23 protein-coding genes and 2 tRNA genes are annotated in these 24727 nt (G+C 35.6%); 9 read left to right on the top strand and 16 right to left on the bottom strand.

Annotated elements, in window-relative coordinates:
- Nucleotides 1–350 precede the first annotated feature (350 nt).
- Nucleotides 351–1253: a hypothetical protein gene (locus LC418_RS18725; RefSeq protein ID WP_223560252.1), complete on the bottom strand. Its 903-nt coding sequence runs from the start codon at nt 1251–1253 to the stop codon at nt 351–353.
- A 515-nt stretch (nt 1254–1768) separates the two neighbouring features.
- The gene (locus tag LC418_RS18720) at nt 1769–3202 is read right to left on the bottom strand and encodes a tetratricopeptide repeat protein (RefSeq protein ID WP_223560251.1); all 1434 of its coding nucleotides are present in this window, start codon (nt 3200–3202) and stop codon (nt 1769–1771) included.
- Between the two features lie 745 nt (nt 3203–3947).
- Here LC418_RS18720 and LC418_RS18715 point away from each other — a divergent pair.
- The gene (locus tag LC418_RS18715; protein ID WP_338075560.1) at nt 3948–4259 is read left to right on the top strand and encodes a hypothetical protein; all 312 of its coding nucleotides are present in this window, start codon (nt 3948–3950) and stop codon (nt 4257–4259) included.
- Complete coding sequence (locus tag LC418_RS18710) at nt 4256–4591, top strand: helix-turn-helix domain-containing protein (protein WP_223560249.1); 336 nt, start codon at nt 4256–4258, stop codon at nt 4589–4591. The genes LC418_RS18715 and LC418_RS18710 overlap by 4 nt, the downstream gene beginning before the upstream one ends.
- Before the next feature lie 146 nt (nt 4592–4737).
- Here LC418_RS18710 and LC418_RS18705 read toward each other — a convergent pair.
- Both LC418_RS18705 and LC418_RS18700 read right to left on the bottom strand, forming a co-directional pair.
- Nucleotides 4738–4808 (bottom strand) — tRNA-Gln (locus tag LC418_RS18705).
- 214 nt (nt 4809–5022) lie between these two features.
- Nucleotides 5023–5093: transfer RNA gene (locus tag LC418_RS18700), tRNA-Gln, on the bottom strand.
- A gap of 99 nt (nt 5094–5192) precedes the next feature.
- Between LC418_RS18700 and LC418_RS18695 the strand changes: the two genes are divergently transcribed.
- The 4 genes from LC418_RS18695 (at nt 5193) to LC418_RS18680 (ending at nt 8564) form a co-directional block, all read left to right on the top strand.
- A complete protein-coding gene (locus tag LC418_RS18695) occupies nt 5193–6221 on the top strand; it encodes an AMP-binding protein (RefSeq protein ID WP_223560248.1) in 1029 nt (342 codons plus the stop codon).
- A gap of 74 nt (nt 6222–6295) precedes the next feature.
- On the top strand, nt 6296–6688 hold the full coding sequence (gene arfB / locus LC418_RS18690; protein ID WP_111955201.1) for an alternative ribosome rescue aminoacyl-tRNA hydrolase ArfB: 393 nt from the start codon (nt 6296–6298) through the stop codon (nt 6686–6688).
- Between the two features lie 343 nt (nt 6689–7031).
- The gene (locus LC418_RS18685) at nt 7032–7412 is read left to right on the top strand and encodes a GreA/GreB family elongation factor (protein WP_116012677.1); all 381 of its coding nucleotides are present in this window, start codon (nt 7032–7034) and stop codon (nt 7410–7412) included.
- 180 nt (nt 7413–7592) lie between these two features.
- Nucleotides 7593–8564: a deoxyhypusine synthase family protein gene (locus tag LC418_RS18680; protein WP_111955197.1), complete on the top strand. Its 972-nt coding sequence runs from the start codon at nt 7593–7595 to the stop codon at nt 8562–8564.
- A 229-nt stretch (nt 8565–8793) separates the two neighbouring features.
- Here the strand turns inward: LC418_RS18680 and LC418_RS18675 are convergent, their stop codons facing one another.
- The gene (locus LC418_RS18675) at nt 8794–8940 is read right to left on the bottom strand and encodes a hypothetical protein (protein ID WP_223560247.1); all 147 of its coding nucleotides are present in this window, start codon (nt 8938–8940) and stop codon (nt 8794–8796) included.
- A gap of 118 nt (nt 8941–9058) precedes the next feature.
- Between LC418_RS18675 and LC418_RS18670 the strand changes: the two genes are divergently transcribed.
- Nucleotides 9059–9355: an MGMT family protein gene (locus LC418_RS18670; protein WP_072922467.1), complete on the top strand. Its 297-nt coding sequence runs from the start codon at nt 9059–9061 to the stop codon at nt 9353–9355.
- A 325-nt stretch (nt 9356–9680) separates the two neighbouring features.
- Here LC418_RS18670 and LC418_RS18665 read toward each other — a convergent pair whose 3' ends face one another.
- From LC418_RS18665 to LC418_RS18635, 7 genes are all read right to left on the bottom strand, one after another.
- The gene (locus LC418_RS18665) at nt 9681–10064 is read right to left on the bottom strand and encodes a helix-turn-helix transcriptional regulator (RefSeq protein WP_111955195.1); all 384 of its coding nucleotides are present in this window, start codon (nt 10062–10064) and stop codon (nt 9681–9683) included.
- A gap of 373 nt (nt 10065–10437) precedes the next feature.
- Nucleotides 10438–12330: a molecular chaperone HtpG gene (gene htpG / locus LC418_RS18660; RefSeq protein ID WP_223560246.1), complete on the bottom strand. Its 1893-nt coding sequence runs from the start codon at nt 12328–12330 to the stop codon at nt 10438–10440.
- A 123-nt stretch (nt 12331–12453) separates the two neighbouring features.
- Nucleotides 12454–12942 carry a hypothetical protein gene (locus tag LC418_RS18655; RefSeq protein WP_111955193.1) on the bottom strand — a complete coding sequence of 163 codons (489 nt, stop codon included), beginning with the start codon at nt 12940–12942 and terminating at the stop codon, nt 12454–12456.
- Nucleotides 12943–13086: 144 nt separating this feature from the next.
- The gene (locus LC418_RS18650; RefSeq protein WP_223560245.1) at nt 13087–13941 is read right to left on the bottom strand and encodes a helix-turn-helix domain-containing protein; all 855 of its coding nucleotides are present in this window, start codon (nt 13939–13941) and stop codon (nt 13087–13089) included.
- Between the two features lie 75 nt (nt 13942–14016).
- The gene (recA, locus tag LC418_RS18645; RefSeq protein WP_111955189.1) at nt 14017–15021 is read right to left on the bottom strand and encodes a recombinase RecA; all 1005 of its coding nucleotides are present in this window, start codon (nt 15019–15021) and stop codon (nt 14017–14019) included.
- Between the two features lie 203 nt (nt 15022–15224).
- On the bottom strand, nt 15225–16412 hold the full coding sequence (locus LC418_RS18640) for an oxygenase MpaB family protein (protein ID WP_223560244.1): 1188 nt from the start codon (nt 16410–16412) through the stop codon (nt 15225–15227).
- An 82-nt stretch (nt 16413–16494) separates the two neighbouring features.
- Complete coding sequence (locus tag LC418_RS18635; protein ID WP_223560243.1) at nt 16495–17268, bottom strand: LuxR C-terminal-related transcriptional regulator; 774 nt, start codon at nt 17266–17268, stop codon at nt 16495–16497.
- A 428-nt stretch (nt 17269–17696) separates the two neighbouring features.
- Here LC418_RS18635 and LC418_RS18630 point away from each other — a divergent pair, with 428 nt between their 5' ends.
- A complete protein-coding gene (locus LC418_RS18630; RefSeq protein ID WP_223560242.1) occupies nt 17697–18539 on the top strand; it encodes a hypothetical protein in 843 nt (280 codons plus the stop codon).
- 77 nt (nt 18540–18616) lie between these two features.
- Here the strand turns inward: LC418_RS18630 and gap are convergent, their stop codons facing one another.
- The 4 genes from gap to LC418_RS18610 all read right to left on the bottom strand — a co-directional run bounded on the left by gap (nt 18617) and on the right by LC418_RS18610 (nt 23093).
- On the bottom strand, nt 18617–19624 hold the full coding sequence (gene gap / locus LC418_RS18625; protein ID WP_111955181.1) for a type I glyceraldehyde-3-phosphate dehydrogenase: 1008 nt from the start codon (nt 19622–19624) through the stop codon (nt 18617–18619).
- Nucleotides 19625–19654: 30 nt separating this feature from the next.
- Nucleotides 19655–20641, bottom strand: a complete 987-nt coding sequence (gene pfkA, locus LC418_RS18620; RefSeq protein ID WP_116012686.1) for a 6-phosphofructokinase — start codon at nt 20639–20641, stop codon at nt 19655–19657.
- A 325-nt stretch (nt 20642–20966) separates the two neighbouring features.
- Nucleotides 20967–21725 carry a TIGR03915 family putative DNA repair protein gene (locus tag LC418_RS18615; RefSeq protein WP_223560241.1) on the bottom strand — a complete coding sequence of 253 codons (759 nt, stop codon included), beginning with the start codon at nt 21723–21725 and terminating at the stop codon, nt 20967–20969.
- A gap of 108 nt (nt 21726–21833) precedes the next feature.
- Nucleotides 21834–23093, bottom strand: a complete 1260-nt coding sequence (locus LC418_RS18610) for a putative DNA modification/repair radical SAM protein (protein WP_223560240.1) — start codon at nt 23091–23093, stop codon at nt 21834–21836.
- 142 nt (nt 23094–23235) lie between these two features.
- Between LC418_RS18610 and LC418_RS18605 the strand changes: the two genes are divergently transcribed.
- Nucleotides 23236–24564, top strand: a complete 1329-nt coding sequence (locus LC418_RS18605; RefSeq protein WP_223560239.1) for a hydroxymethylglutaryl-CoA reductase, degradative — start codon at nt 23236–23238, stop codon at nt 24562–24564.
- The last annotated feature ends 163 nt before the right edge of the window (nt 24565–24727 follow it).

The following is a 24727-nucleotide window of genomic DNA, read 5'->3' as shown; positions in this document are numbered from 1 at the left end:
ACTAACATCTTTCATGCATTTTACATTTTTATCGGTCTTATCATAAGTTACTGTCTCACACTTTCCTTGATCAACTCTTATTCTCTACATATGGAAGGGTAGGAACTTTGTTTTCTGTTTTTTGCAATTCTAAAATCAGGCTAATAAACTAAGTTCCTAAGCCACAAAAATAACTATAAATCCTTTTCTAATTTGGTTTTGAAATTTACAAGATGTATCTAAACCTGCTCAAATTTTGTTTTCATCGTGTTTTCAGAATCTGTCTGAAAAATTAGGGTGTTTGGGATCTATTATTTAAAAAATATTCAGATTTGAAACAGAATTTCGAATTATAAATGATATTTCAATTTTTACTTAACGTAAACATCTGCCTTACCCGTTATGCCCCAATTCGTAATAGCAGTTGTGGCATTATTTTCATCTTCTCTCCTCACCTGTATATCAAAGGTATAAGTTCCAGCAGAAAGATTTGTGAGAGTCAAAGTTACTGGATAATTAAATCGAGTGGAACTTGTTGGGGTGGGCATTACCCAAGATGTCATCATTGCTGAAGCATATGTTGCAGTTGCTGTACCGGTCTGAAGAATTTGAAAACGTAATGAACCTTTTGCAGCAAGAGCATCAGTATTCCCTGCAGCTCCCCAGCCTGTAAAATTCAACACTACTCTTGATGAAGTATACCCGCTTGGTATGGTAACTGTAACTTTACCACTAGGAAGAGTTGTAAAGGCTGCACCAGCTGCTATAGGTACTGATCCTGTAGCGCCATTTGCATCAGTACTAACGAGCTCCCAATTATTAGGGGCAATAGCCGAAACCACAATATCCAGATCCCATCCATTGGCTCCACCGGCTGTAATTGTCGCATATTTTCCAGGTTGCATAATAAAAGTATTAGTTGCTGCAATAGCACCTCCCGAACGTATTATTTGTCCGGCTGCAGCTGTTAGAGTTAAATTACTTGCAGTACTATTATTCTTTATATAGTATTTTCTGCCTCTAAAATCAGTGGGAGTACCATCTGCAGTAGATTTTGCAGGAAGATTCAGAATTGCATCTGTTGCTCCGGAAAAAGAAATATGATAATCATTACTATTCAGAGTACTTGTGGCTGTAATTTCACGAAAATTACCTTCAATAGAACCTCTTACATCTAAAGTGCTAGAAGGAGTCGGTGTATTGATTCCTACTTGGGAAAAGGCACTCGCTGATAAAAATAAAGTGCTTGCTAAAAATAACAGTTTTGTTTTCATTTGTTTTTTTTTAATTAAATTGTTAAACTTACTTGTATTTAATGATTGCTATTGAGATGCAAAATTGAATTATTGATCTGTTTATTCAAAAAAAACAACTATGACATAGGTGTTACATCGAATTAACTCGTTGATTTTCAGTGATATTATTGTTCTCGAATTGAATTGTTACTACATTTGGGATGTTATTTTTTTAATAGATTACAGTAATGGGAGAAGATTGTTGAGGTTAAGGATCAAATTTGAATTATTAGCCTGCTGTTAAAAAACATATCTATTGCGTGAGGTTACGCTAATGTAAGAGGTTGGTTTTTAGTAAAAAAACTGGAATTAATACAAGTGATAAATTAGTTTCCATATCCAGTCTTGTTGACTGGAAAATATAAAAATGTGTTGAAAGTTGATACTGTTAAGATTTAAACACACATATAGACACCTATTAAGACTTATCTCAAAGGGATAGCTAAATAAAGAAGACTGATATTATTGAATATTGGTAAGGGTCAATAAATATATTATTGATTATTCATATTTTTCATCCAGATGTAGATATCTTCTTCAGAAGAAATATTTAGCTTCTTTCTCAGCCTGTTTTTTCTGGTTTGTATGGATTGTGGCTGAACAAATGTATAAGTTGCTATGTCTTTAGAAGAAAAATTTAAAAACAGTAAAGCGCAAAATTTTAACTCACTATTTTGCAATTGTGGTTCTATTTGTAATAATTTTGGGAAAAAGTTAGGATAAACTTCCTGAAATCTTGTGAGAAATTCAGGGTCGTTATTTTTTGCAAGTCGTACCACCTCCTCAAAAGCAAGATTTAGTTGTTGATTTAACGCTTGGGTTTCCTGCTCTTTTACCCTCAAAATTTTATTTTTTTTACGCATTCTTTTTATAACCAATAGAATAAAAATAAGAATACCAAAAGCTCCAATCCATATAATATAGATCAGAAGTTTACTCTTGGTTTTTATTTCATTTTCTTTTTGGGTAACTAACTCTTTTACTGTATTTTCAATAGCGGGTTGTTTGGCATTGGCCAGGCTATCTTTAATAAATGTATATTTTTGGAAATATTTTTCTGCAGAGTCTTTATCACCTGTTTTCTTATACACATTGGAGGCTGCATTATATAACCATTGAACCTGGGTAATATTCTTAAGGTTTTGTGCTAATGGGATTGCTTTTTGGTAATTGGAAATAGCTGAATCGTACTCTTTTTTATGCTCATGGATCAGACCTTTTACTTTATATAGCTGGAAGTTATAATTTCCGGGAATTTTTTTTGCATTGCCTTCAAGTGATTTAAGTTTTATTTCAGCCGAATCAATTTTATTTTCATAAACATCGATTTCAATTAACACTAAGGAATAGATCAATATATTTACTTTTGATTCATACGTTACCTTTCTATTATTCCGTAAAATAGCAAGTCCTTTCTTTAAATATAATCTGGAGGAATCCAGTTTGTTCTGATCCTTATAAACTATCCCCATTTCAATATATGCCGCCGACTTAAAGTATCTTGAGGTATCGATCGGGATTTCATCTGATAATGCGACAACGTCTTTAAATGAAGTAATAGCTTCCTGATAAAGCCCCATATTATAATAATTAAAGCCTAAATATCTTTTAATTAATATTTGAAATTCCGGATTATTGTCTGCGTATTTTTCATTCCTTGCCAGTTTAAGATATTCTAATCCCTTTTTATAATCTTTTGCATATGAATAACTGCCGGCAAGATGTAAATAGCCTAACGCAATTCCTTTAGAATGGTTTATCCGTTTGGATTCCTTCAGTAAGAGCAGGTTTTTTTTTACATATTCATCAAATTTTCCTTCTTTACGTAAGGTTTCAACCTTATTATACTCCGCATCAATATACTGAGGGGTAATTTTTTGTTGAGCAAATATGAATAACGGGAAAAAGAAAATAAAAAGTTTCATCATTTTAAATGTTTTTATGTATTTGTTTTATTAGTGTGTTGTTTCATTTAAAATAAATTTATAAATGTAAAATTAAATATAAAATGATTATTTATTTGATTTATTCTTAATGTTTTCATTCTTTCTTAACTGTTTGGCTAATACATAGTCTTCAATGTCAAGGTATGGTCTTTTAATAGAGCATTCATTTTTTGTCCGGCAATGTTATAGATTTAAGAAGATGAATGATTAAAATAGGGTATTACATAGGTGTTACATATTGCACATACCTGTTGTTTTCCGTGATCTTTATTTGCTGCAAGACATGAATGAGGAGATCCGAAAAGCAGAATGTTTGTATTATAAGAGTCTGAAAAATAATATTTTGTATGGTTTGTAGCTAAAAATAAAAGACGTCATATATAAGTAAAGTCCGGTTTTTTGTTTCCCTTATTTTAATCATGTAAAATTGCAAATCCATCGAGCCTGACTGATACAATAAGATCCAGGTTCATCTCACCAGATAAAGTGGTACAACACTTTAAAGTATAAGTGAATCCATCAAAATCAAAAGTATAGTATTAATTTAATGCCTCCACTTATCAATTTTTATTCACAAATGGAGGCTTTCATTTAACTTAAAAATATGGGACCAGATCTTAAAGAGATATATGTCGGGCAATTAATTAGACAGAGAGTTTTAGAATGTAACATAAGTGTGAAAAGGATCTGTAATTTTTTTAAATGCCCTGAAGAGGATATTGAAAAAATGTACGAAAAACAATCGTTAGAAGCAGATATATTATTAAAGTGGAGTAAGTTATTAGAGTATGATTTTTTCAGGCTGTACTCGCAGCATCTTATTTTTTATTCGCCCCAGGCGTCTATGGAGTACAATAGCGGTGTTACACAACTTCCATCTTTCAGAAAAAATATTTATACAAAAGAGATCATTGAATTTATTCTCGATCTTGTAGTTACCGGAGAAAAATCCAAAGCACAGATAATAAGAGAATATAAAATTCCAAAAACTACTCTTTACAAATGGCTTAGCAAATATGGTAATTTTAAAAAGTTATGAAAAATATGAATGATGCCCCTGATTATAAAAAGATTTATACTGATATTTTGGATAGAAAATATCCAGATAAAATATCTGCATGTCAAGTAATATTAAACAAGAAAATGCTTTCCACCTTAGATATTATAACACTGAATAAAATAATATTTGGAGAGCAGGATAAAGAAGCGGTCATTTTCAATCAAAAGCTTCGTTCTTACTGTGAACAAACGGTAAAAGAAATTATTGACTATCAAAAAGAATATAAACTCAACAATACCCAAGTCGCTATAAAATTTAAATTAAGCCGTAATAGTATTGCAAAATGGAAGAAAAAATATCATGTACTTTAATATGAGCAATGTTTTAATATATACCTCTGGAAACTTGTCTGTAAGAAAAACAGGAGTGAATTTTTTTGAAATTTACTTCTTGTAAATAAGCATGTTGACCGGAAAAGAAAAACCACTTGAAAATCAAGTGGTTTTTCTTTTGGATGTAGACCCACAGGGATTCGAACCCCGACTGACGGTACCAAAAACCGGAGTGCTACCGTTACACTATAGGTCTGCTTTATTTTTGGTGGTGCAAATCTACAATTTTTTTCTTTACACACAAATAAGTGTTCGGAAAAAATTCAATGAATTAAGTCTTATTTTTACCTGATCTTGTTTTTCGTGCTGTAGTTTTAAGCCCGATTTCAGTTGATTTTGAAATGAGTTTAAAAGAATAATAAAAGGCTGGAAACTAAAAAACAAAAACCACCCTTAAAAAGGATGGTTTGTAGACCCACAGGGATTCGAACCCCGACTGACGGTACCAAAAACCGGAGTGCTACCGTTACACTATAGGTCTGTTTTATTTTGGTGAGGCAAATTTACAGCTTTTTTGTTTAGATACAAGAATTTTTTAAAGTTTTTTTTAAATTTACAACACTTTTTATCTACCCTAATCATGCTGATAGACTTCAATAATCTCAATATTAATAATTTATCCTTTCAAACAGATTTTGAACATAAAATCAAAAAATTTTTGGACGAATGGTTTTCTGATGGATTTACTGTAAAGGTTCAGACCTCAGGCTCTACCGGAACACCAAAAATTTTTGAAATCGAAAAAGAAAAAATGCTGAACTCTGCTGTAATGACCTGTAATTTCTTAGGCTTGAAAGAAGGAGATAAAGCGCTGTTATGCCTACCGGTTGAATATATTTCAGGTAAAATGATGGTAGTCCGTTCTATCGAAAGAAAATTAAAACTGATTGTTTCAGATCCATCCTTGAAACCAGTTGAGCATTTAAGTGAAGAAATTGATTTCTGTGCAATGACTCCCCTTCAGGTAGAAAACTCGCTGGATAAACTCCATTTGATCAAAAATCTGATCATCGGTGGCGCAGCTGTTTCCGAGTCATTAAAAAGAAAGATAGCCCAAAATAAAAGAATAAAAAGTATCCGTATTTTTGAAACCTATGGAATGTCTGAAACGCTTTCCCATATTGCTTTAAAGCAGCTTATGCCGGAACCGCAAGATTATTTTACGGCTTTCGAAAATGTATCTGTCAGCATAGATGAAAGAGGCTGTCTGAAAATCTATGCACCCAATGTTAACGCTGAAGTACTACAGACTAATGATTTAGTTGAAATTAAAAATGGAAAACAGTTTAAGTTCCTGGGACGTTTAGACAATGTCATTAATTCCGGAGGGGCGAAAATTTTTCCTGAAATACTGGAAACATTGGTAAAAAAAGAAATCACCAATGAAGCTGTTTTTATAGGTCTGAAAGATGAAAGCCTGGGCCGGAAGCTGATATTGGTAGTAGAAGGATCAGAGTCAGCGGATCTTATTGAAAAGATTGCCGGAATATCTTTTGAAAAAAGCTTTCACAAACCCAAAGAGATCATTTTTATCGAAGATATTCCACGAACACCGAACGGAAAAGTGAACCGGATAGAGCTGAATAGAATAATAGCCGAAAGATTATAAATTTTTGCCCGTTATTTGATGTACTTTAATTCCTGATTCCTGGCTCTTGAATCAAGACCTTTAAAATAAAAAACATGAAAGACTTTTCGAAAGAACTCAGCTTTAAAACGTCCCGGAGCAGCGGAGCGGGAGGGCAGAACGTAAATAAGGTGGAAACTTCAGTGACCGTTCTATGGCTCGTTGCCGGGTCTGAATTCTTTAATGAGAATCAGAAGGAATTAATCCTTACTAAACTGAAAAACAGAATCAATGCAGACGGATATTTGTTTCTGACTGTTTCTGAAAGCAGAACCCAGCTGATGAACAAGAATAAAGCAATTGAAAAAATGATTGAACTTGTCAATAAGGCTTTAATTGTTCCCAAGAAAAGACTGGCAACAAAACCTTCAAAAGGGCAAAAGCAGAAGCGCCTGGATACCAAAAAGAAAATTTCTGAAAAAAAAGAGAACAGGAAATTTAAGTTTTAGATTTTAAATAAAAAGGTAGGGTAAAAAGTAGTTTCTTTCCCGAGTCAAAATTTTTAAGTATCTTAGAGTATTATTAATAATTTCAAGTATGGCAGCAATTATTTCTTTATCCTCAGCGGACCGTTTTTCAGGTCTTTTGCTGTCGTTGCTGTATTTACATAGAGATTCTTTTCTTAAAAGTTCTAAGGACTTTATCAATTAAGCCCTGTCAGGATTCAGGACAGGGAAAATATTCCGATAAACTTTACGTATTATTTTTGCAGTTTTCTACAGGAAAAGGCTGTCTGCTATCCTGCATTGGATCATGGAATGACTGCATCCATTGCTTTAAAAAATATAAAAAATGTCCAATCATATTATTGTAACCACCGGAATTTATGATGCTATAAAAGATACGCTCAGAAGAAAAAAAGTAAGCATGCCGGAGGAAAAAAGACTTGCTGAAGAATTGAGAAAAGCTAAACAGGTACTGAGAAGAGAGCTTCCTGCCGATGTAGTGACGGTTAACAGGAAAGTGACAATTAAAGATCATACTCAGAATTTTGAACACGAATATATTTTCGTGGCTTCTTCAAAAGCTAAGCCGGTAAAAAACAAGTATTCCATTTTATCAGATATTGCGCTTGCTACAGTTGGATATAGAGTGGGAGATATCATTGACTGGCCTTTTAAAGATGGTGAAAGAAAAATTGAGATCTTAAAAGTAGAATCTTGTCACGGGTAATTCCTGTGTATCTATATTTGTTAGATGAAAGTACAGCTTCACGGCTGTACTTTTTCATGGGAAGCCTTATGGATAAAGCTATTTTTATCATTTGTTAAAAAAGAATGGTCAGGCAAGAGTTTCTTTAAGTACTCATGTCGCATTCCGTTTTTAAGTTTTATCTTTGCAAAAATTAAAAAAATGAGCAAACCGATTTCTGAATTTATAGAGAAATATTACCTGCACTTCAATGCGGCTGCATTGGTAGATGCATCTAAGGGGTATGTTGCACATCTTAAAGATGGCGGAAAAATGATGATCACTTTGGCAGGTGCGATGTCTACTGCTGAATTGGGGAAAATCCTTGCAGAAATGATCCGTCAGGGAAAAGTTGATTTTATTTCTTGTACAGGAGCCAACCTTGAAGAAGATTTGATGAACCTTGTGGCGCACTCTCACTACGAAAGAGTTCCGCATTACAGAGATTTAACGGCGCAGGATGAGTGGGATCTATTAGAAAGAGGATTAAACAGAGTTACAGATACATGTATCCCTGAAGAAGAAGCCTTCAGAAGACTTCAAAAGCATATCGTGGAGATCTGGAAAGATGCAGAAGCTAAGGGCGAACGTTATTTCCCGCACGAATTTATGTATAAAATGATCCTTTCAGGGGTTCTTGAGCAGTATTACGAAATTCCTAGAGAAAACTCATGGATGATTGCTGCGGCTGAGAAAAACCTTCCAATCGTAGTTCCGGGATGGGAAGATTCTACCATGGGTAACATCTTTGCTTCTTACTGCATCAAAGGTGAGCTTACAGCAACCACTATGAAATCAGGAATCGAATATATGACCTATCTTGCTGACTGGTATACTAAAAATTCAGCCGGAAAAGGAGTTGGGTTCTTCCAGATCGGAGGAGGTATTGCAGGAGATTTCCCAATCTGTGTGGTGCCGATGTTGTATCAGGATATGGAAATGCATGACATTCCTTTCTGGTCTTATTTCTGCCAGATCTCGGATTCTACAACGTCTTACGGTTCGTATTCAGGAGCAGTTCCGAATGAGAAAATCACTTGGGGTAAACTGGATATCACGACACCGAAATTCATCGTTGAAAGTGATGCTACGATCTGTGCACCATTAATGTTCTCTTATATCCTGGAAAATTAAAAATAAATTTCTTTTAAAATACCAACGCTTCAATTCATTTTGAAGCGTTTTTTATTTCCCATTCGTCATTGCGAGCGTAGCGAAGCAATCTCACTTAAAAATGAAGTTTGAACTTATTCTTAAAGTCTTATCTAACTTTAATGTTTCAAAATAAACCATTAAGAAAAAGTTTAGCAGTTAAGATTATTAAGAGATTGCTTCGCTACGCTAGCAATGACTTACTTGGAGATCAGTCAAGAGAATTCACCAGCACAAAGTATCGGTAGGCCAGAATTCCTTTCTCTATTTTACTCAGTTTGTTCGGATCTTTATTGCTCAACTTTGGGAGCAACTTTTTATTGACTGCATTCAGCAGCCGGAAAAATGATTTTTTCATATCTTTATATTTACAATCAGACATCATTGAATGTTTGAGAATTCAAAAATGATGCAGAAAGATGTTTAAAGTTTATTTAGACTCTATTTTTCATAACGATAAAGCAGGTTACTTGACTATGGATGAAATTTTTAAACAACAGATCTACGAGATTACAAGGCTTATTCCAAAAGGAAGAGTTTCTTCTTATGGTGCCATAGCTAAGGCAGTAGGTTATCCTAATCATTCCCGTCATGTAGGGAAGGCGATGGGAGGATGCCCGGAAGATGTCCCGGCACATCGTGTCATATCCAGCTCAGGCGTATTATCTGTTCCCGAGTTTCAAAAGAGACTGGAAGCAGAAGGCATTACCGTTGAAAATTTAAGAATAAAAGATTTTAAAAAGCTATTCTGGAATCCACTTGAGGAAATTTAGATTAAATTGTACAGTCTGTTAAGAATTTACAGTTCAGGCACCTGTTTTTAATTGTAGATATTAAAGGACTTCGGTTCATAACTGAAATAGGACTTATAATAAATTTAGTTTCCGGCGGCGAAGCCGCCGGAAACTAAAAAACGGCCATTCAATGTTTCAATTGCTAAAAGTCGTATTATTCCCCTTCTTTGAAAGACTGGATTTTTGCCTGTAAAAAGACGGTATAATTAAAAATATTCATAATAAAAAAGCCTTGAATATTTTTGAATAGGCAAGGCTTTTAAATTTATATGTAAAAAACAGGCTGATTTTTAAAACAACAACCTTATTTTCTTCCTTTCGGTGTTCTTAATTCTTCTTTTAATTTTTCATTTTCCTCTTTCAGCAAGGCAATATAATCCTGCAGGTTCTGAATAATAGAAGTTGAAATATTATGAAACTGAGTGATCACTCCTGATGATGATGAAGATTGATCATTGTATACAGGATGATTATTATTGATCACAACTTTTGCTTCTTCATCCTCATAAATATCTTCTACTGAAACATCCAAAAAACGGGCAATCTTTTCCCATTCATCCCTTACGATCTTTACATCACCACTTTCCTTCCTGCTGTAGTTGGATACATCAGTCGCGATAATATCAGCTATCTGCTGTTGAGTATAGCCTTTTTGTTTTCTGATAACGCGTAATTTTTCTTTTTGCATATCCTACATTTTATACAAAAATGGAAAAAAAGCACAATGTGTACAATAAAAAAGAGAAAAAATATGCATTGAACAGTAGGATTTAAACAAAAATGCTGGAAAAGTTCAGAATATTAAGTTAGTCAGGGGTTTTACTTTAAACCATTAGGGCTATTATTAAAATTTTATGTTACTTTCTTTTAACTAAATGAGATTGATTCACTTTCGTCTGAAATGACAAGAGTTTACAATTTTATCGAATGAAATCTTTTCACCTTAAACAGTTTTAACTTTGCTTTAGCCCAATCTTTGATTAAATAATTTCACGAAATCTGTACATAAAAAAAGCTGTTCCCCATTGGAGAACAGCCTTATTCATTTCTGTATTATTTTATTATTTTTCCAACTGCTTATAGCTTCTCTGGATAAAATCTGTCAGGTCTTTTCCTTTCAGCAGGTTCTGTGAAAGTTTGGCCAGATCAAGAGCATATTTAATAAGCGTTTCCTTTTCCTCAGGATTTTCTGTCTTTAAAATTTGGTTCGAAAGCTCGCTGTTAGAATTCACCACAAGATTATACATCTCTGGGAAGCCTCCCATTCCGAACATACCGCCTCCTCCGGTTGCCTGCATTTCCTTCATTCTTCTCATGAATTCCGGCTGCGTGATTGTAAACGGAGCATCATTGCTGTCTAGATCTTCAAGCTGTACAGTAAATTTGGCATCCTTTACGGCCTCTTCTACATCTTTCTTCAAAGATTCTTTTTCAGTTTCATTTAATTTGGAAATAACTGGCTCATCTTTTTTGATGAGGTTATTGATGTGATCTGCATCCACTCTTGCAAATGAGATCTTTTCTTTTGAAGTTTCCAGTTTCTGAATAACATGGGAGATCACAGGTGAGTCTAATAACAGAACGTCATAACCTTTATCGTTGGCTGCCTGAATATAGCTGTGCTGTTCATCAGCATTCGTTGCATAAAGGATTACTGTATTGCCGTCTTTATCCGTATGGGCAGGCTGGATTTTTTCAATTAATTCATTCCACAGGAAATATTTTCCGTCTGTGGTAGGATATAGTGTAAATTTATCTGCCTTTTCTGCGAATTTATCTTCCGTGATAATTCCGTATTCGATCACGATTTTAATATCGTTCCATTTTTGCTCATAATCTTCACGGTTTTCGTTGATCAGGGAAGACATTTTATCGGCAACCTTCTTAGTGATGTAAGACGAGATTTTCTTCACTGCACCATCAGCCTGAAGGTAAGAACGCGAAACATTCAACGGAATATCCGGAGAATCAATCACTCCTCTTAAAAGCATTAAGAAGTCAGGAACAATACCTTTTACTTCATCCGTTACGAAAACCTGGTTCTGATACAATTGGATTTTATCCTTGTCGATATTTAAATTATTGCTCAGTTTCGGAAAAAATAAAATTCCTGTAAGATTGAAAGGATAATCAACGTTCAGGTGGATATTGAATAAAGGCTCCTCAAACTGCATTGGATACAGTTCGTGGTAGAACTTCATATAGTCTTCATTCGTCAGCTCGCTTGGTGCAATAGTCCATGCCGGGGTTGGATTGTTGATGATATTATCTACTTCTTCGGTTTCTGCAACAGCATCTTCCGGAGCATCCTCAGGTAATGGGAGAGTATGTGTCCTTGTCCCGAATTTAATTGGAACAGGCATGAATTTATTGTATTTTGATAGCAATTCACGGATTTTAGCTTCTTCTAAAAATTCCGTAGAATCTTCTGCAATATGGAGAATGATCTCAGTTCCTCTGTCAGTTTTATCAGTAATTTCCTCAAGGGTAAATTCCGGGCTTCCGTCGCAGATCCATCTTACAGCAGAACCGTCTTTATAAGATTTTGTAAGGATCTCCACTTTTTTTGCCACCATAAATGCGGAATAAAACCCAAGGCCGAAATGTCCTATGATTCCTGAATCTTTTGCACTGTCCTTATACTTTTCCAGGAATTCTTCGGCACCGGAAAAAGCAACCTGATTGATGTATTTTTCAACCTCTTCACCAGTCATACCAATTCCCTGGTCGATAATACGTAAAGTTTTCTGTTCCTTATCGATCTTAACTTCAATCTTCGGATTTCCGTATTCAACCTTTGCTTCCCCGATGCTTGTCAGGTGCTTTAATTTTAAAGTGGCATCAGTTGCATTGGAGATCAGCTCTCTCAGGAATATTTCGTGGTCACTGTAAAGAAACTTTTTAATAAGTGGGAAAATGTTTTCCACAGATACATTAATATTTCCTTTAGTCATAATAATTTTTGTTTTTTAATTTTCTATGTAAGCCTCAAAAAAAATACCATGAAAAAGAATGTGACAGAATGACATTGATTTGTGAAAAATTACTTTAAAATCTGAAGATTTAGCAACAAGAATTTATAATGACTTATTAATTCTCCTTTGTTTCCTAAACTGAAAGACAGAACCTATAATAAACAGCACAAAAAGACCAAGAAGTGTCTGTCCGATGATTGCGTCCGTAGGTGCTTTAGCTAACGGGTGTCCGAGCGGAACACGCGTAAAAGTCTCATTAACGGTAGGAACCAGCGATAAGAAAAAACTGAAGGAAAGAAGAAAGGTCTCAATAAAACGGGCTTTGTTGTTTCCTGCTCTTTTTCTATGAAGAAAATAAGCCGCCACTATTAAAATGACAATAAAAAGGGCAAAAATATGTCCCGGGTTAAATCCTCCATGTTTAGATAATCCCAAAGCGGTGAGTGAAGTGATCAGCGTAAGGTAAAAATAAATTTTTCCGGCGGACGAGCTCAGATCAATTTTTCCTTTTTTTATAAAATCTGTAACAGCTGCTACAATAGCAATAATACCTATCACGGTATGAAAAATTCCCAAATACGATAGTCCCATAATTAATTTTTTTGAATGTTGAATTACTGTTGACAAAATTGCAACAGAAACAGAAAAGAGATTTTGTAAATAAGCTCAATTATCTGTCTGTTTGGTTCAAAAAAATTTATGAACTATGTGGAAAGTCGGTTTTGGTAAAAAAGTTTAATCCTCCTTATTTACCTTCGAGCGGTAATTTGTGGGAGAAGTATTGTATTTGTCATGAAAGCTTTTGGTAAAATTGGCTAAGTCATTAAACCCGCATTCAAAAGCAATATTGGATACACGTTCATCGGAAATCAGTAATAATTCAGCAGCTCTTTCCAGTCTTTTGGTTTTAATGTAACTGGCGGGAGAATTATTATATAACTTTTTAAACTCTCTCTTAAAAGAAGAAATGCTTAAATTGGTTTTATGGGCCAATTCTTCAATACTTACCGGTGAAAATAAGTTGTTTTCTATAATTTGCCTGAACGTATAAGATGTGGGTGAGAAAAGCTGGGATAGTATGGCCTGTATGGTTTCTGCCTCTTGTGTCTGTGACAGCAGAAGAATAATTTCCTTTAGTTTCAGGATCAGGATCTCTTCATTGATCAAAGCCGGATTCTCAAAATAGAAAAGCAGTCCTTCAATATATTTATGAATCAGGAAATCATTGTTGATTTTTCCACTCAACTGGTTGGTTGCTTTGTTGCCTGGCTGGAGTAGGACAGGAAGCTCTCTTTCGTAAATTTTCTTTAATATATCCGGATGGAAGGTTACAATCACAACTTCGCCCTTGCTGTCAGCATTTGAATTATGGATATGATTTCCGGAATTGATACAGTTGAGTAATAACGAATGTCTGGTAGGAATATCGGTATGAATATCATTAAACTGATATTGTATCTCACCTGTCAGCATATATAAAAAGCAGGCCTGCTCAGCAACCGGGAAAGTAAATTCAAAAGGAGATATTACATCTACTTTCTGAATGAATGTCTTCCCGAACAGATCAATTTTTTTATAATCAGTAATCATTTATTTCAATGTGTTTTGGCAGGCGTATAAAGTTAAAAAGAAAAACGATCTGAATTTCAGACCGTTTTCTATTAATTATTTCTTGTTTTTCAATTCTTCCTTGATCTTGTTTTCCAATTCTTCAGCAAGCTCAGGATTGTCTTTTAAAACATCCTTCACTGCATCACGCCCCTGACCAAGCTTTGTCTCCTCATAGCTGAACCAAGAACCGCTTTTCTTTACAATTCCCTGTTCTACAGCCTGATCAAGAATTTCTCCTGTTTTGGAAACTCCCTCACCGTACATAATATCGAATTCAGCTTGCTTGAAAGGAGGTGCTACTTTATTTTTTACGATCTTCACTTTTACACGGCTTCCGATAGCTTCATCGCCATTTTTAATAGGCGCACTTGCTTTTCTGATATCTACTCTTACGGAAGCGTAGAATTTCAATGCATTACCCCCAGTAGTGGTTTCAGGATTTCCAAACATCACACCGATTTTTTCTCTCAACTGGTTGATGAAAATTACGGTACATTTCGTTCTTGAAATGGTAGCCGTCAGTTTTCTCAATGCCTGAGACATCAATCTTGCATGAAGTCCCATTTTAGAATCTCCCATTTCCCCTTCAATTTCCGCTTTTGGAGTAAGGGCTGCTACAGAGTCAATAACCACAATGTCAATTGCTCCCGAACGGATCAGGTTATCCGCGATTTCCAGAGCCTGCTCACCGTTGTCTGGCTGAGAAATGATTAAATTTTCAAGATCAATTCCCAGTTTTCCTGCATAACCTCTGTCAAAAGCGTGCTCTGCATCAATAAATGCGGCAATTCCACCTGCTTTTTGAGCTTCTGCAATAGCATGAAGCGTTAAAGTTGTTTTACCGGAAGATTCAGGTCCGTAGATCTCAATGATTCTTCCTCTTGGATATCCACCTACTCCCAGAGCGATGTCTAATCCCAAAGATCCGGAAGGAATAACTTCAATGGTAGTATCAATCGTACTGTCACCTAATGTCATTACAGTTCCTTTTCCGTATGTTTTATCTAGCTTGTCAAGCACTAATGCAAGTGCTTTTTTCTTATCGTCTATGTTGCTCATCTGTTGTTAAAATAATTGTTCAAAATTACGGAATTTTAATGTCAAAAACTAATATTATTTAGTGTGAAAAACTGTTTTTAGCGTTAAATAATAATAATTTTTTGAGACTGATGTTATTCATTACGAATGGAATGCAGAGTTTTATGATTCAAAACATAAAAATATTTTTTTTCCGTTTAATGTACTTGCAGTTCAGTATTCTTTTAATGAAAATTTGAATTTTTAGTAACTCTAAGATAGTCTTCCAGCACTTTCATCTGATCTTTATTTCCTTTTTTTATTCTTGTATCCCGGCTTATCAGGTTATCATAAATTTTGTTGATGATCATTTTGGTTTTAGGAAACATTTTCCGGTTGGAAACCTCAGGGATCTGCAGTCTTTTACATACCTCGTCATCCAGTAGAAACCACGTGCAGCAAATATGCAGGTATCTCAGATTTTTCCTTTGAAATTTGAATTTTAAGATTGGATTTTCCAGAGATTCATTCAGTAAAGAATGAGCCAGTAAAATAGAATCTTTATCTGATGGCGGCTGTACAGAAGTCCACAGATAAAAATATTCTGTTGCCTGTTTTTTACTGTCGGGAAGAAGCTGCTCAGGAATTCCAAGTAAGTATCCGACATATTTCCACAAATGAAAAATTCCTTTTTCCTCTTCTTCCGAAAAAGTATTTCCAAGTTTTTGAAGGCTATGGAGAAAAACAAGACTAAACCCTATATAAGTAGCCATCATATCCCATGAGTTGATCGGTTGGCCCCAATTTTCAGTATCCCATTGCTTATAATGTTTCTTTATCGAAAGTCTTGCGTAAGAATGGATCAGGCGGGTCTTAATAGCAAATTCATAACCCTTCGCATGAATTTCAAGTGCATCATACCGCGTTGCGTTGACCCAAAAGTCCAGCGTTTCTGAAAGACGTTTTACAGCACCTTTTTTCAACGCCTCTGTGGCTGTGAGAGGCTTATTAAGATAGGCATAATCATAACCGCCAATCAGGCAGTAATCTCTTAATGAGATGAGCGAGTCAATGTTGCCTCTCATACAGAGTTCTGCGCCGCTTTTCAGCAGGTTGAAATCAAGCCAGTCGGGAATCTTCTGGGTTTGGCTGAAAAGTTTTTTTACGCTTTCAGGAACGTCGTCCGTTTCGGAGACTCCGTTTCGTATATAGCCTTCAATTTCTCTTGAGGCTTCATGAAATTTTTTGGTAAAATAAACATCTTTTACCACTTCATCTCCCACCTCATCCACATGATAAAAATAGCGTGAAAACCTTTCAAAGTTCCTAAAACTTACTTCAGCTCCTGAAAAGTCGATGAGTTGTTTTCCGTTTCCCTTTTCCCAGAAATGCTTGAAGTGAGGCGAATCTTTAAAACGCGGCTGTATAATCATGTTTTCCATTACTATAAAAATACAAGTTTTACACCGAAATTTCCTGGTGAGATTTGTCAGTCCTTATTAAAAGTTTAAGATATTAAATAAGCCCTCTTTCAAAAGCTTTTTTTACAAGTTCTTTGCTGTTTCTGGAATCTGTTTTTCGTAAAATATTTTTTCTGTGTGTACGGACTGTATGTTCAGACAAGATTAATGCCTGGGCTATTTCGGGTCCGGAATAGCCTTTGGTGATAAAGGCAAGAATCTCCATTTCTCTTTTCGTTAAATGCTCAGAAAAATTCTCCGGTTTCGAAAAGGAATCCAGCTTCACCTGGTGAAAATCATTTCTGGGACCTATCCCCGAAACCAAAACGGTATAAGGATTTTCTTTTGTAATATGATGAATGTTGGTGTGAATGTTTATAGCCTGCACAGGAATTCCGGTTTCATCCTCCAGGGTGATAATGGACTGATGATGGAACAACTCATAATTCCCTTCTGCTGTTTTCATTCTGAAACAATAGCTGCCCTTAATGTAGAGTTGATGCTCCAGACCGATCTCTGTCATTTTGTTAATAAGGACCTGTTCGGCTTTCATTACAAATTCTATATCATCAGGATGGGTAAGGTCAATAACATCTTTCAAATTTTCCGGGTATGATGAAAGACCATGAAGCTTCAGAATGTTCTCATGATGGTGAGAAAGTGTACTGTTTGTAAGATTCAGTGCATAATAATAAAATTCTCCTATAGCAAACATTTCACTAATGATGCGCTCTATAGGTGGTTTATCCAGGATCTTCCTGTCTCTTCTGACGCCGGGGTATGTATTCCAGACTTCTATGAGAGGATGTTTTTTTTCTGAGCTTTCCATGAATAATTAGTTTTAGCTAAAATAACTAAAATACTTACAAAATACCACAAAAGGGGGATTTTTTTACACTGATAAAATGCTAAACTTTGTACTAGCTAATAACCATGGCGGCTCAATTTTTTTGTTCCGTTTTGTTTTATGATTTATTTTTTTCCATAATTTATTTTAATTAGGAAAATAGTAAGTCTCGGAGCATTAAATTTTATACACTGTTTATTCGAAGTTAATTAATGAATGTTATAAAAACAGTTTACTCTTTTCTTTTTAGTTGTTTGAAAATGATAAACTAATAGCCTCTCGTTGCTGGAGAGGCTTTTTCTTTTGTAATATATTCCATCAAACATTGCTCTTTTTGATACTCAAAATCACCCGAACGGGTAATTTACTTGTATTCATGGAATTTTAAACTTTGTATAAAACTAATAGCCATGAAAACTTATTTATTAAAAATTCTTGCTTTTGTAATTTTTATGCCCTCAATTTTTTTTACACAAATAAAAGTCGAAGTAAGAAAGGAAATTGGAGAGAACAGTAAAAAGGAAATCAATAGAACGATTACTATTGATCTGTCTGTTGAAATCGACAGCGTGGAAATGCTCGTTGAAAAAGGAAATTATAAATTATATATACCATCCTCGCAGTTGAAAAGTCTGGTCATTAGAAAGAAAGCTATTGAGTATGAACCATTGAAAATGGAGAGAAAGCAAAAAGACAGTACTAAAAACTTGCATGGCGAAAGTGACGTAATTGCAGAATTGGTTTTTAGAAGCAACACTCAGTATATTCTTTATGTTGGGGTAACAGGGGAAGAGAAAATAAGGAAGTATATTATAAAAAGTGAATCTGACTGGAAATGGACGACTTCCTTCGGAGCAAATGCTGTTTTTCTCACAAGCCGCTCAAGGTTTACTTCTGTAAATAATGTAGTAGCAGAAAACAAGGATGGGAAAATGATGGATCTTACGCCTAGCATTATGTTTACCTTTATGAATAACCAGCGAAATTTTTCTCCCGGATTTACAGGTGGTTTAGGCTTTGATTTTGAAGAGTTGTCTGTTTTTGCCGGTGGTGCTCTGGGAATTGGACAAAATATTATTCTGACAGCAGGTATTGCCGTGCACAAGCAAAACCGTCCTAATACAGATTATACAGTGGGACAGGCAATCGACACCTCAGTGACATCGGATAATCTGAATAAAATGCAGTACAGAGTGAATCCTTTTGTAGGAATATCTTTTAGGTTTGATAAAAATCCATTTGTAGCCAAGTAATAATTTGATAAAGTCATAAAAACAAAAAAACCTTCCATCGGGAAGGTTTTCATTATTTATTGCTAATTGCTCATTATTTATGATAAAGAAGCAGCGTGTACAAGCATATCTACCAACTTGTTAGAATAACCCATTTCGTTATCATACCATGAAACAAGTTTTACAAAGTTTGGAGAAAGCATGATACCGGCATCTTTATCGAAGATAGAAGTTCTCTTATCTCCTACGAAGTCCTGAGAAACTACTGCATCTTCAGTGTATCCTAAGATTCCTTTCAATTCACCTTCAGAAGCAGCTTTAATTACTGAACAGATTTCTTCATAAGAAGCAGCTTTTTCAATTCTCACTGTTAAATCTACTACAGAAACGTCAACAGTTGGTACTCTGAAAGACATACCTGTTAATTTTCCGTTTAATGAAGGGATTACTTTTCCTACCGCTTTAGCAGCACCTGTAGAAGAAGGGATAATGTTGTTAAGAGCAGCTCTACCACCTCTCCAGTCTTTCATTGAAGGACCGTCAACTGTTTTCTGAGTTGCCGTTGTAGCGTGTACCGTAGTCATAAGACCTTCAACGATCCCGAAGTTATCGTGGATTACTTTAGCTAAAGGAGCTAAACAGTTGGTAGTACAAGACGCGTTAGATAAAATTTTGATATCGTCAGTAAGTTCTTTGTGGTTCACACCCATTACGAACATCGGAGTGTCGTCTTTAGATGGAGCAGAAAGGATTACTTTTTTAGCACCGGCATTAATGTGAGCCTGAGCAGAGTCCTTAGATAAGAAAAGACCTGTAGATTCTACGATATAGTCTGCACCGATCTCATTCCATTTTAGGTTGTTAGGATCTTTCTCAGCAGTTACTCTGATTCTTTTTCCGTTTACTACAAGATCATTTCCTTCTACAGAAACTTCTCCCGGGAAGATACCGTGTACAGAATCATATTTTAACATGTAAGCCATGTATTCTGCGTTGATTAGGTCATTGATTCCTACTACTTCAATGTTATCTCTTTCAGTCATTGCTCTGAAAACAAGACGTCCAATTCTACCAAAACCGTTGATACCTACTTTGATTGTTGACATAATAGTTTGTTTTAGATTATAAAAAAATAATTAGATTGCTAAAATTTCAGAAATCAGTAAAAGATCTTTATTGATTTCATTATGTTTTTTAATGGCTTCTTCGATCGGTGTGTACACCATATCGTTGGAACGCATTCCGGCCATTACATTTGTTTTTCCTTCCATGAGTCCCACTACGGCACCATAACCCAGCCTGCTTGCCAGAACCCTGTCTGCACAGCTTGGAGAACCACCTCTTTGGATATGTCCTAAGATGGTTACACGGATATCGTAATCAGGGAATTCCTCTTTGGTCTGTTTAGAAAGCTCGTAGATATTCCCAAGCTTTTCACCTTCAGCTACTACAACGATGCTTGATGCTTTTCCTGTTTTTTCAGCTTTTCTGAAATTGGCAAAAAGATCTTCCATGCTATCTTTCTTCTCAGGAATAAGAATATCCAGAGCACCGGTAGCCAGCCCACTGTTTAAAGCGATGAAACCTGCATCACGGCCCATTACCTCTACAAAGAAAACTCGGTTGTGGGATGTTGCCGTATCACGGATCTTATCAATAGCTTCCATAGCAGTGTTTAAAGCCGTATCGTAGCCGATGGTGTTATCCGTTCCGAAAATATCATTGTCAATAGTCCCCGGTACACCAATTACCCTGATCCCGAATTCTTCGTTGAAGATCTTTGCTCCGGTAAAAGTTCCGTCACCTCCAATGCACACCAATGCATCCACACCATGTTTCACACAGTTGTCGTAAGCTTTCTGACGTCCTTCAGGAGTTCTGAATTCTACAGATCTGGCGGATTTGAGAATCGTTCCGCCCTGGTTGATTATATTTTTTACGGAACGGGGGCCCATTTTCAGGAAATCATCATGGATGAGTCCGTTATAGCCTTCCCTTACTCCGTAGCATTCGATATTATAATAGTTTGCAGTTCTAACGACTGCTCTTAATGCTGCATTCATACCCGGAGAGTCACCTCCTGAAGTAAGAACTGCAATTTTTTTTACAGCACTCTCTTTCATCTAGTAAAAAATTTCGAACACAAATTTACAAAAACAAGTTCAGATAATGGCAGTAAGTTGAGAAGAGTTTTGAATATAAATAATTAAAATCGTCTAAAATTTGTAAGCTTAAAAATCCCTCGCTGTTTTTGTTTCTGAAGAATTTACATTAAAACTGTGGCAACGTGAAATATTTTATCGAAAAAAATTGGAAAGCATATGAACAAATAGCATCCAAGTAAATACTTCGCTAAATAACTTTTTACATAATAGTATAAAAGTATAAATGTTATATTTTGATCACCACTAACTCAGTCTATGAGAATATTATCACAGTAAATCCACATTACCACTTTTCCGTCAGATACGTCCAATATCTTTTTGGAACATGCTGAACGTGCAGTTTCAAATTCTTTCTTTCCACAATATTGGTCTTTGTGAAATACCGCTGCCATAGCTTTTGATAGTTGTTTTCATCATCATGAAACTTCTGCTGGTACTCATGTAAATCCAGTTTTTCTTCCGGATAAAAGAAATCGCAGCTTTCCAGATCGTATAAAATTCCATAATTCCTTCTCAAATCATAGATCATCCATTTCTGATCCTGATACCGGTCTTTAAAATGTTTACGGATAAGCGGAAGAACATCAAAGTCAGGATCTATCTTCGCAAAGAAAACGCCATCCTGCATTTTCTCAAATCTCACAAAAGCAGTCATTCTGTGCCTTTCCCGGCTTACCGATTTACAAATTTTTGAAATTTTTAAAATATCGCTGTCAGCATAATTTTGCAGAATATTTTCATCAGGATATTTTACAGACTGTTTTACGGCTGATAAAATAAGACGTTCCGATTCAGGATCTTCTGATAAATAAACTTTTAATAACTCATGTATTCCTGACTGTCCAATATGTTGTTCCAGTTTGCTTAAAACCCGTTCAGCCTTATCATTCTGAGTAATGACTTCATGAATTTCAGCAAAGATATTTTCCTGATGAAATCTCTCCTTGCTCACTATTTCTACCTCTTTATACCGGTATTCGAAAACTTCAAATACTGCTGTAAAAAGTCCGTCGAAACTGCCGTCATAGAGTAGAGTGGTCATGTTAATTTAGAGAGTTATAAGGTTTTGGAGTTTTAGAGTGAGTTAATATGTTAGTCTTAGAATGATTAGTGAAGTTCGTGAAACAATTCGTGTAATTGGTGTTTAAAATCAAAACAGACTCAGCTGCTGTGAAAACTGATTGTGAAACTTAGAAGAGCTTCCACCCACAAGCAGCTTTCTGAAATTTTTATCCGTTAAATATTTTAGATAAGCATTTCCGGCGTTAAAGTCAATGAAATACTTTGCTCTGTTAACCGCAGCTCCCAGTTTTTTCAGATGGTCCATATTTAAAACCTGAAAACGCCTTGCACTCACAATTTTCTGCGCAGTTTTCACGCCAATTCCAGGAATTCTTAAAATCATCTGATAATCTGCAGTCTGTAAATTAACAGGAAATTGATGCAGATGTCTCAAGGCCCAGCTCAATTTAGGATCAACTTCAAGGTCTAAAAACGGCATATGCGGGTCTAAAATTTCCTCAGCCTTAAAACCGTAAAAGCGCATCAGCCAATCCGACTGATACAAGCGGTTTTCACGAAGCATCGGAACTTCTGTAGTCAGAGAAGGCAGTCTTTTATCCTCCAGAACAGGAACATAGCCGGAATAATAAACCCTTTTCAGATTGAAATTTTTATAAAAATGATCGGCCACTTTGATGATCTGCAAATCATTTTCATTGGTTGCCCCCACGATCATTTGAGTAGACTGTCCTGCCGGAGCAAACTTAGGAACCTTTCTGAAAATTTTCTTTTCATCCTTATATTGCGCAATTCCATTCTGAATATATTTCATAGGATTAAGCATATCCTGTCGGTTTTTTTCAGGTGCTAACAATTTCAACCCGCTTTCTGTTGGGATTTCAAGGTTAATAGATAACCTGTCTGCATAAAGAGCGGCTTCCTGCATCAGCTCATCACTTGCTCCCGGAATAGATTTCAAATGAATATAGCCGTTAAAATTTTCTTCTAAACGTAATTTTTTTGCCACCCTTACCAGACGCTCCATCGTCGTATCTGCATTTTTAAAGATTCCAGAGCTTAAAAACAGTCCTTCAATATAATTTCTGCGGTAAAAATTAATGGTCAGGTCTGTTACCTCTTCCACGGTGAAAGCGGCTCTTTTAATATCATTGGAACTTCTGGATACGCAGTAGGCACAATCGTAAATGCAATGATTGGTCAACAGGATTTTGAGCAGGGAAACACACCGTCCGTCTTCTGTATAGGTATGGCAGATCCCGCTTACGGAACTGTCTCCCAAGGCGCCTTTTTTATTCTTTCGCGTTCCTCCACTGGATGAGCAGGAAACGTCATATTTTGCTGCATCCGCAAGGATTTCGAGTTTTTCTTTCAGGCGTTCAAAATTCATTTTTCGGAAGGATGTTATAATTTGTATCTAAACTTTGTTCAAAAGTAGTTCCAAAATTGATAAATGTCAATCTTTTTCTCTGGAAGTTATCAACAATGGAGACTTTCAAAATTACTATCTTTACACTTATTAAATTTATGCTATGAATCATAAACCGGTAGAAGGTTTCTCTAAACTTACAAAGCAGGGGAAAATCGATTGGCTTGTCAGCGAATACCTTGAAGGAAACGAAGAATATCAAAATATATTAAAACAATACTGGAACGAAAATGCTGATCTTCAGAAACTTCATGAAGAGTTTTCTGAAAATACGATCTCCAATTTCTATATGCCGTACGGAATTGCCCCCAATTTCTTAATTGACGGGAAATTATTCGCTCTTCCAATGGCTGTTGAAGAAAGTTCAGTAGTGGCGGCTGCTTCAAAAGCTGCAAAATTCTGGATTGATAAAGGTGGTTTTAAAACAACCATTATTAACAATGAAAAATTAGGGCATACCCACTTTATCTTCAGTGTGGAATCTCATAAACTTCTGCATTTCTTTAATTTCAAATTAAAGAAAAAACTGTTTGAAGCTACAGAAGATATTACCGCCAACATGAGAAAACGAGGTGGTGGAATTCTGGATATCAAATTAATTGATAAAACCTCCGAAATGCCGGATTATTACCAGCTTAAAGCAAGCTTTGACACGGTAGATTCCATGGGTGCGAATTTTATCAATTCGTGTCTTGAGCAGTTCGGAAAAACAATGAAGCAGGAGATTGCAACGAGTGAAGATTTCACACAGGAAGAGAAAAACTCGCTTCAGATTGTGATGAATATTCTTTCCAACTTTACACCGGACTGTCTCGTAAGAGCTGAGGTTTCATGTAAGATTGATGATTTAAAGGATGACAGTGGAATTTCGAATGAAGAATTTGCAAGAAAATTCAAACAGGCTGTTACCATTGCTGAAATAGAGCCTTTCCGTGCAACCACACACAATAAGGGCGTGATGAATGGAGTGGATGCAGTAGTAATCGCTACAGGAAATGACTTCAGAGCAACAGAAGCCTGTGCTCATGCCTACGCCGCGAGAGACGGACAATACAGATCTCTTACGCACTGTACAACGGACAACGGAATTTTCAGATTCTGGATCGATCTTCCGATTTCTGTAGGAGTAGTGGGAGGTTTGACCAATCTTCACCCATTAGTAAAATTCTCCTTGGCATTACTTGGAAAACCTTCTGCACAAGAGCTGATGAGTATTCTGGCTGTTTCCGGACTTGCTCAGAATTTTGGCGCTCTCCGTTCTTTAGTGACAACCGGTATCCAGAAAGGGCATATGAAGATGCACCTTTTGAATATTCTAAACCAAATGGGTGCTACAGAAGAGGAAAAACAGCATTTTGTTAACTATTTTAAAGACAAAACGGTAAGCCATCATGAGGTTATTCATGAATTTAACAGATTAAGAGCTCAATAATGCTGCAGATTATCCTACCTATAGTATTTATCATCTTCGGAATCTTCCTGAAGAAAACGACGTCACCGGGCTTTAGAAATTCTAAAAAGCTTTCTAATATCTTTATTATATTAGGAATTTCGACGTTGGTGGCAAAACTGATTTTAATCTACATTCATTCAAA

Origin of the sequence: Chryseobacterium lathyri, from assembly GCF_019970085.1 — a bacterium.
GTDB lineage: Bacteria > Bacteroidota > Bacteroidia > Flavobacteriales > Weeksellaceae > Chryseobacterium > Chryseobacterium lathyri.
The sequence above is the reverse complement of the archived record's forward strand: the minus strand, read 5'-3'. Positions and strand labels throughout refer to the sequence as shown.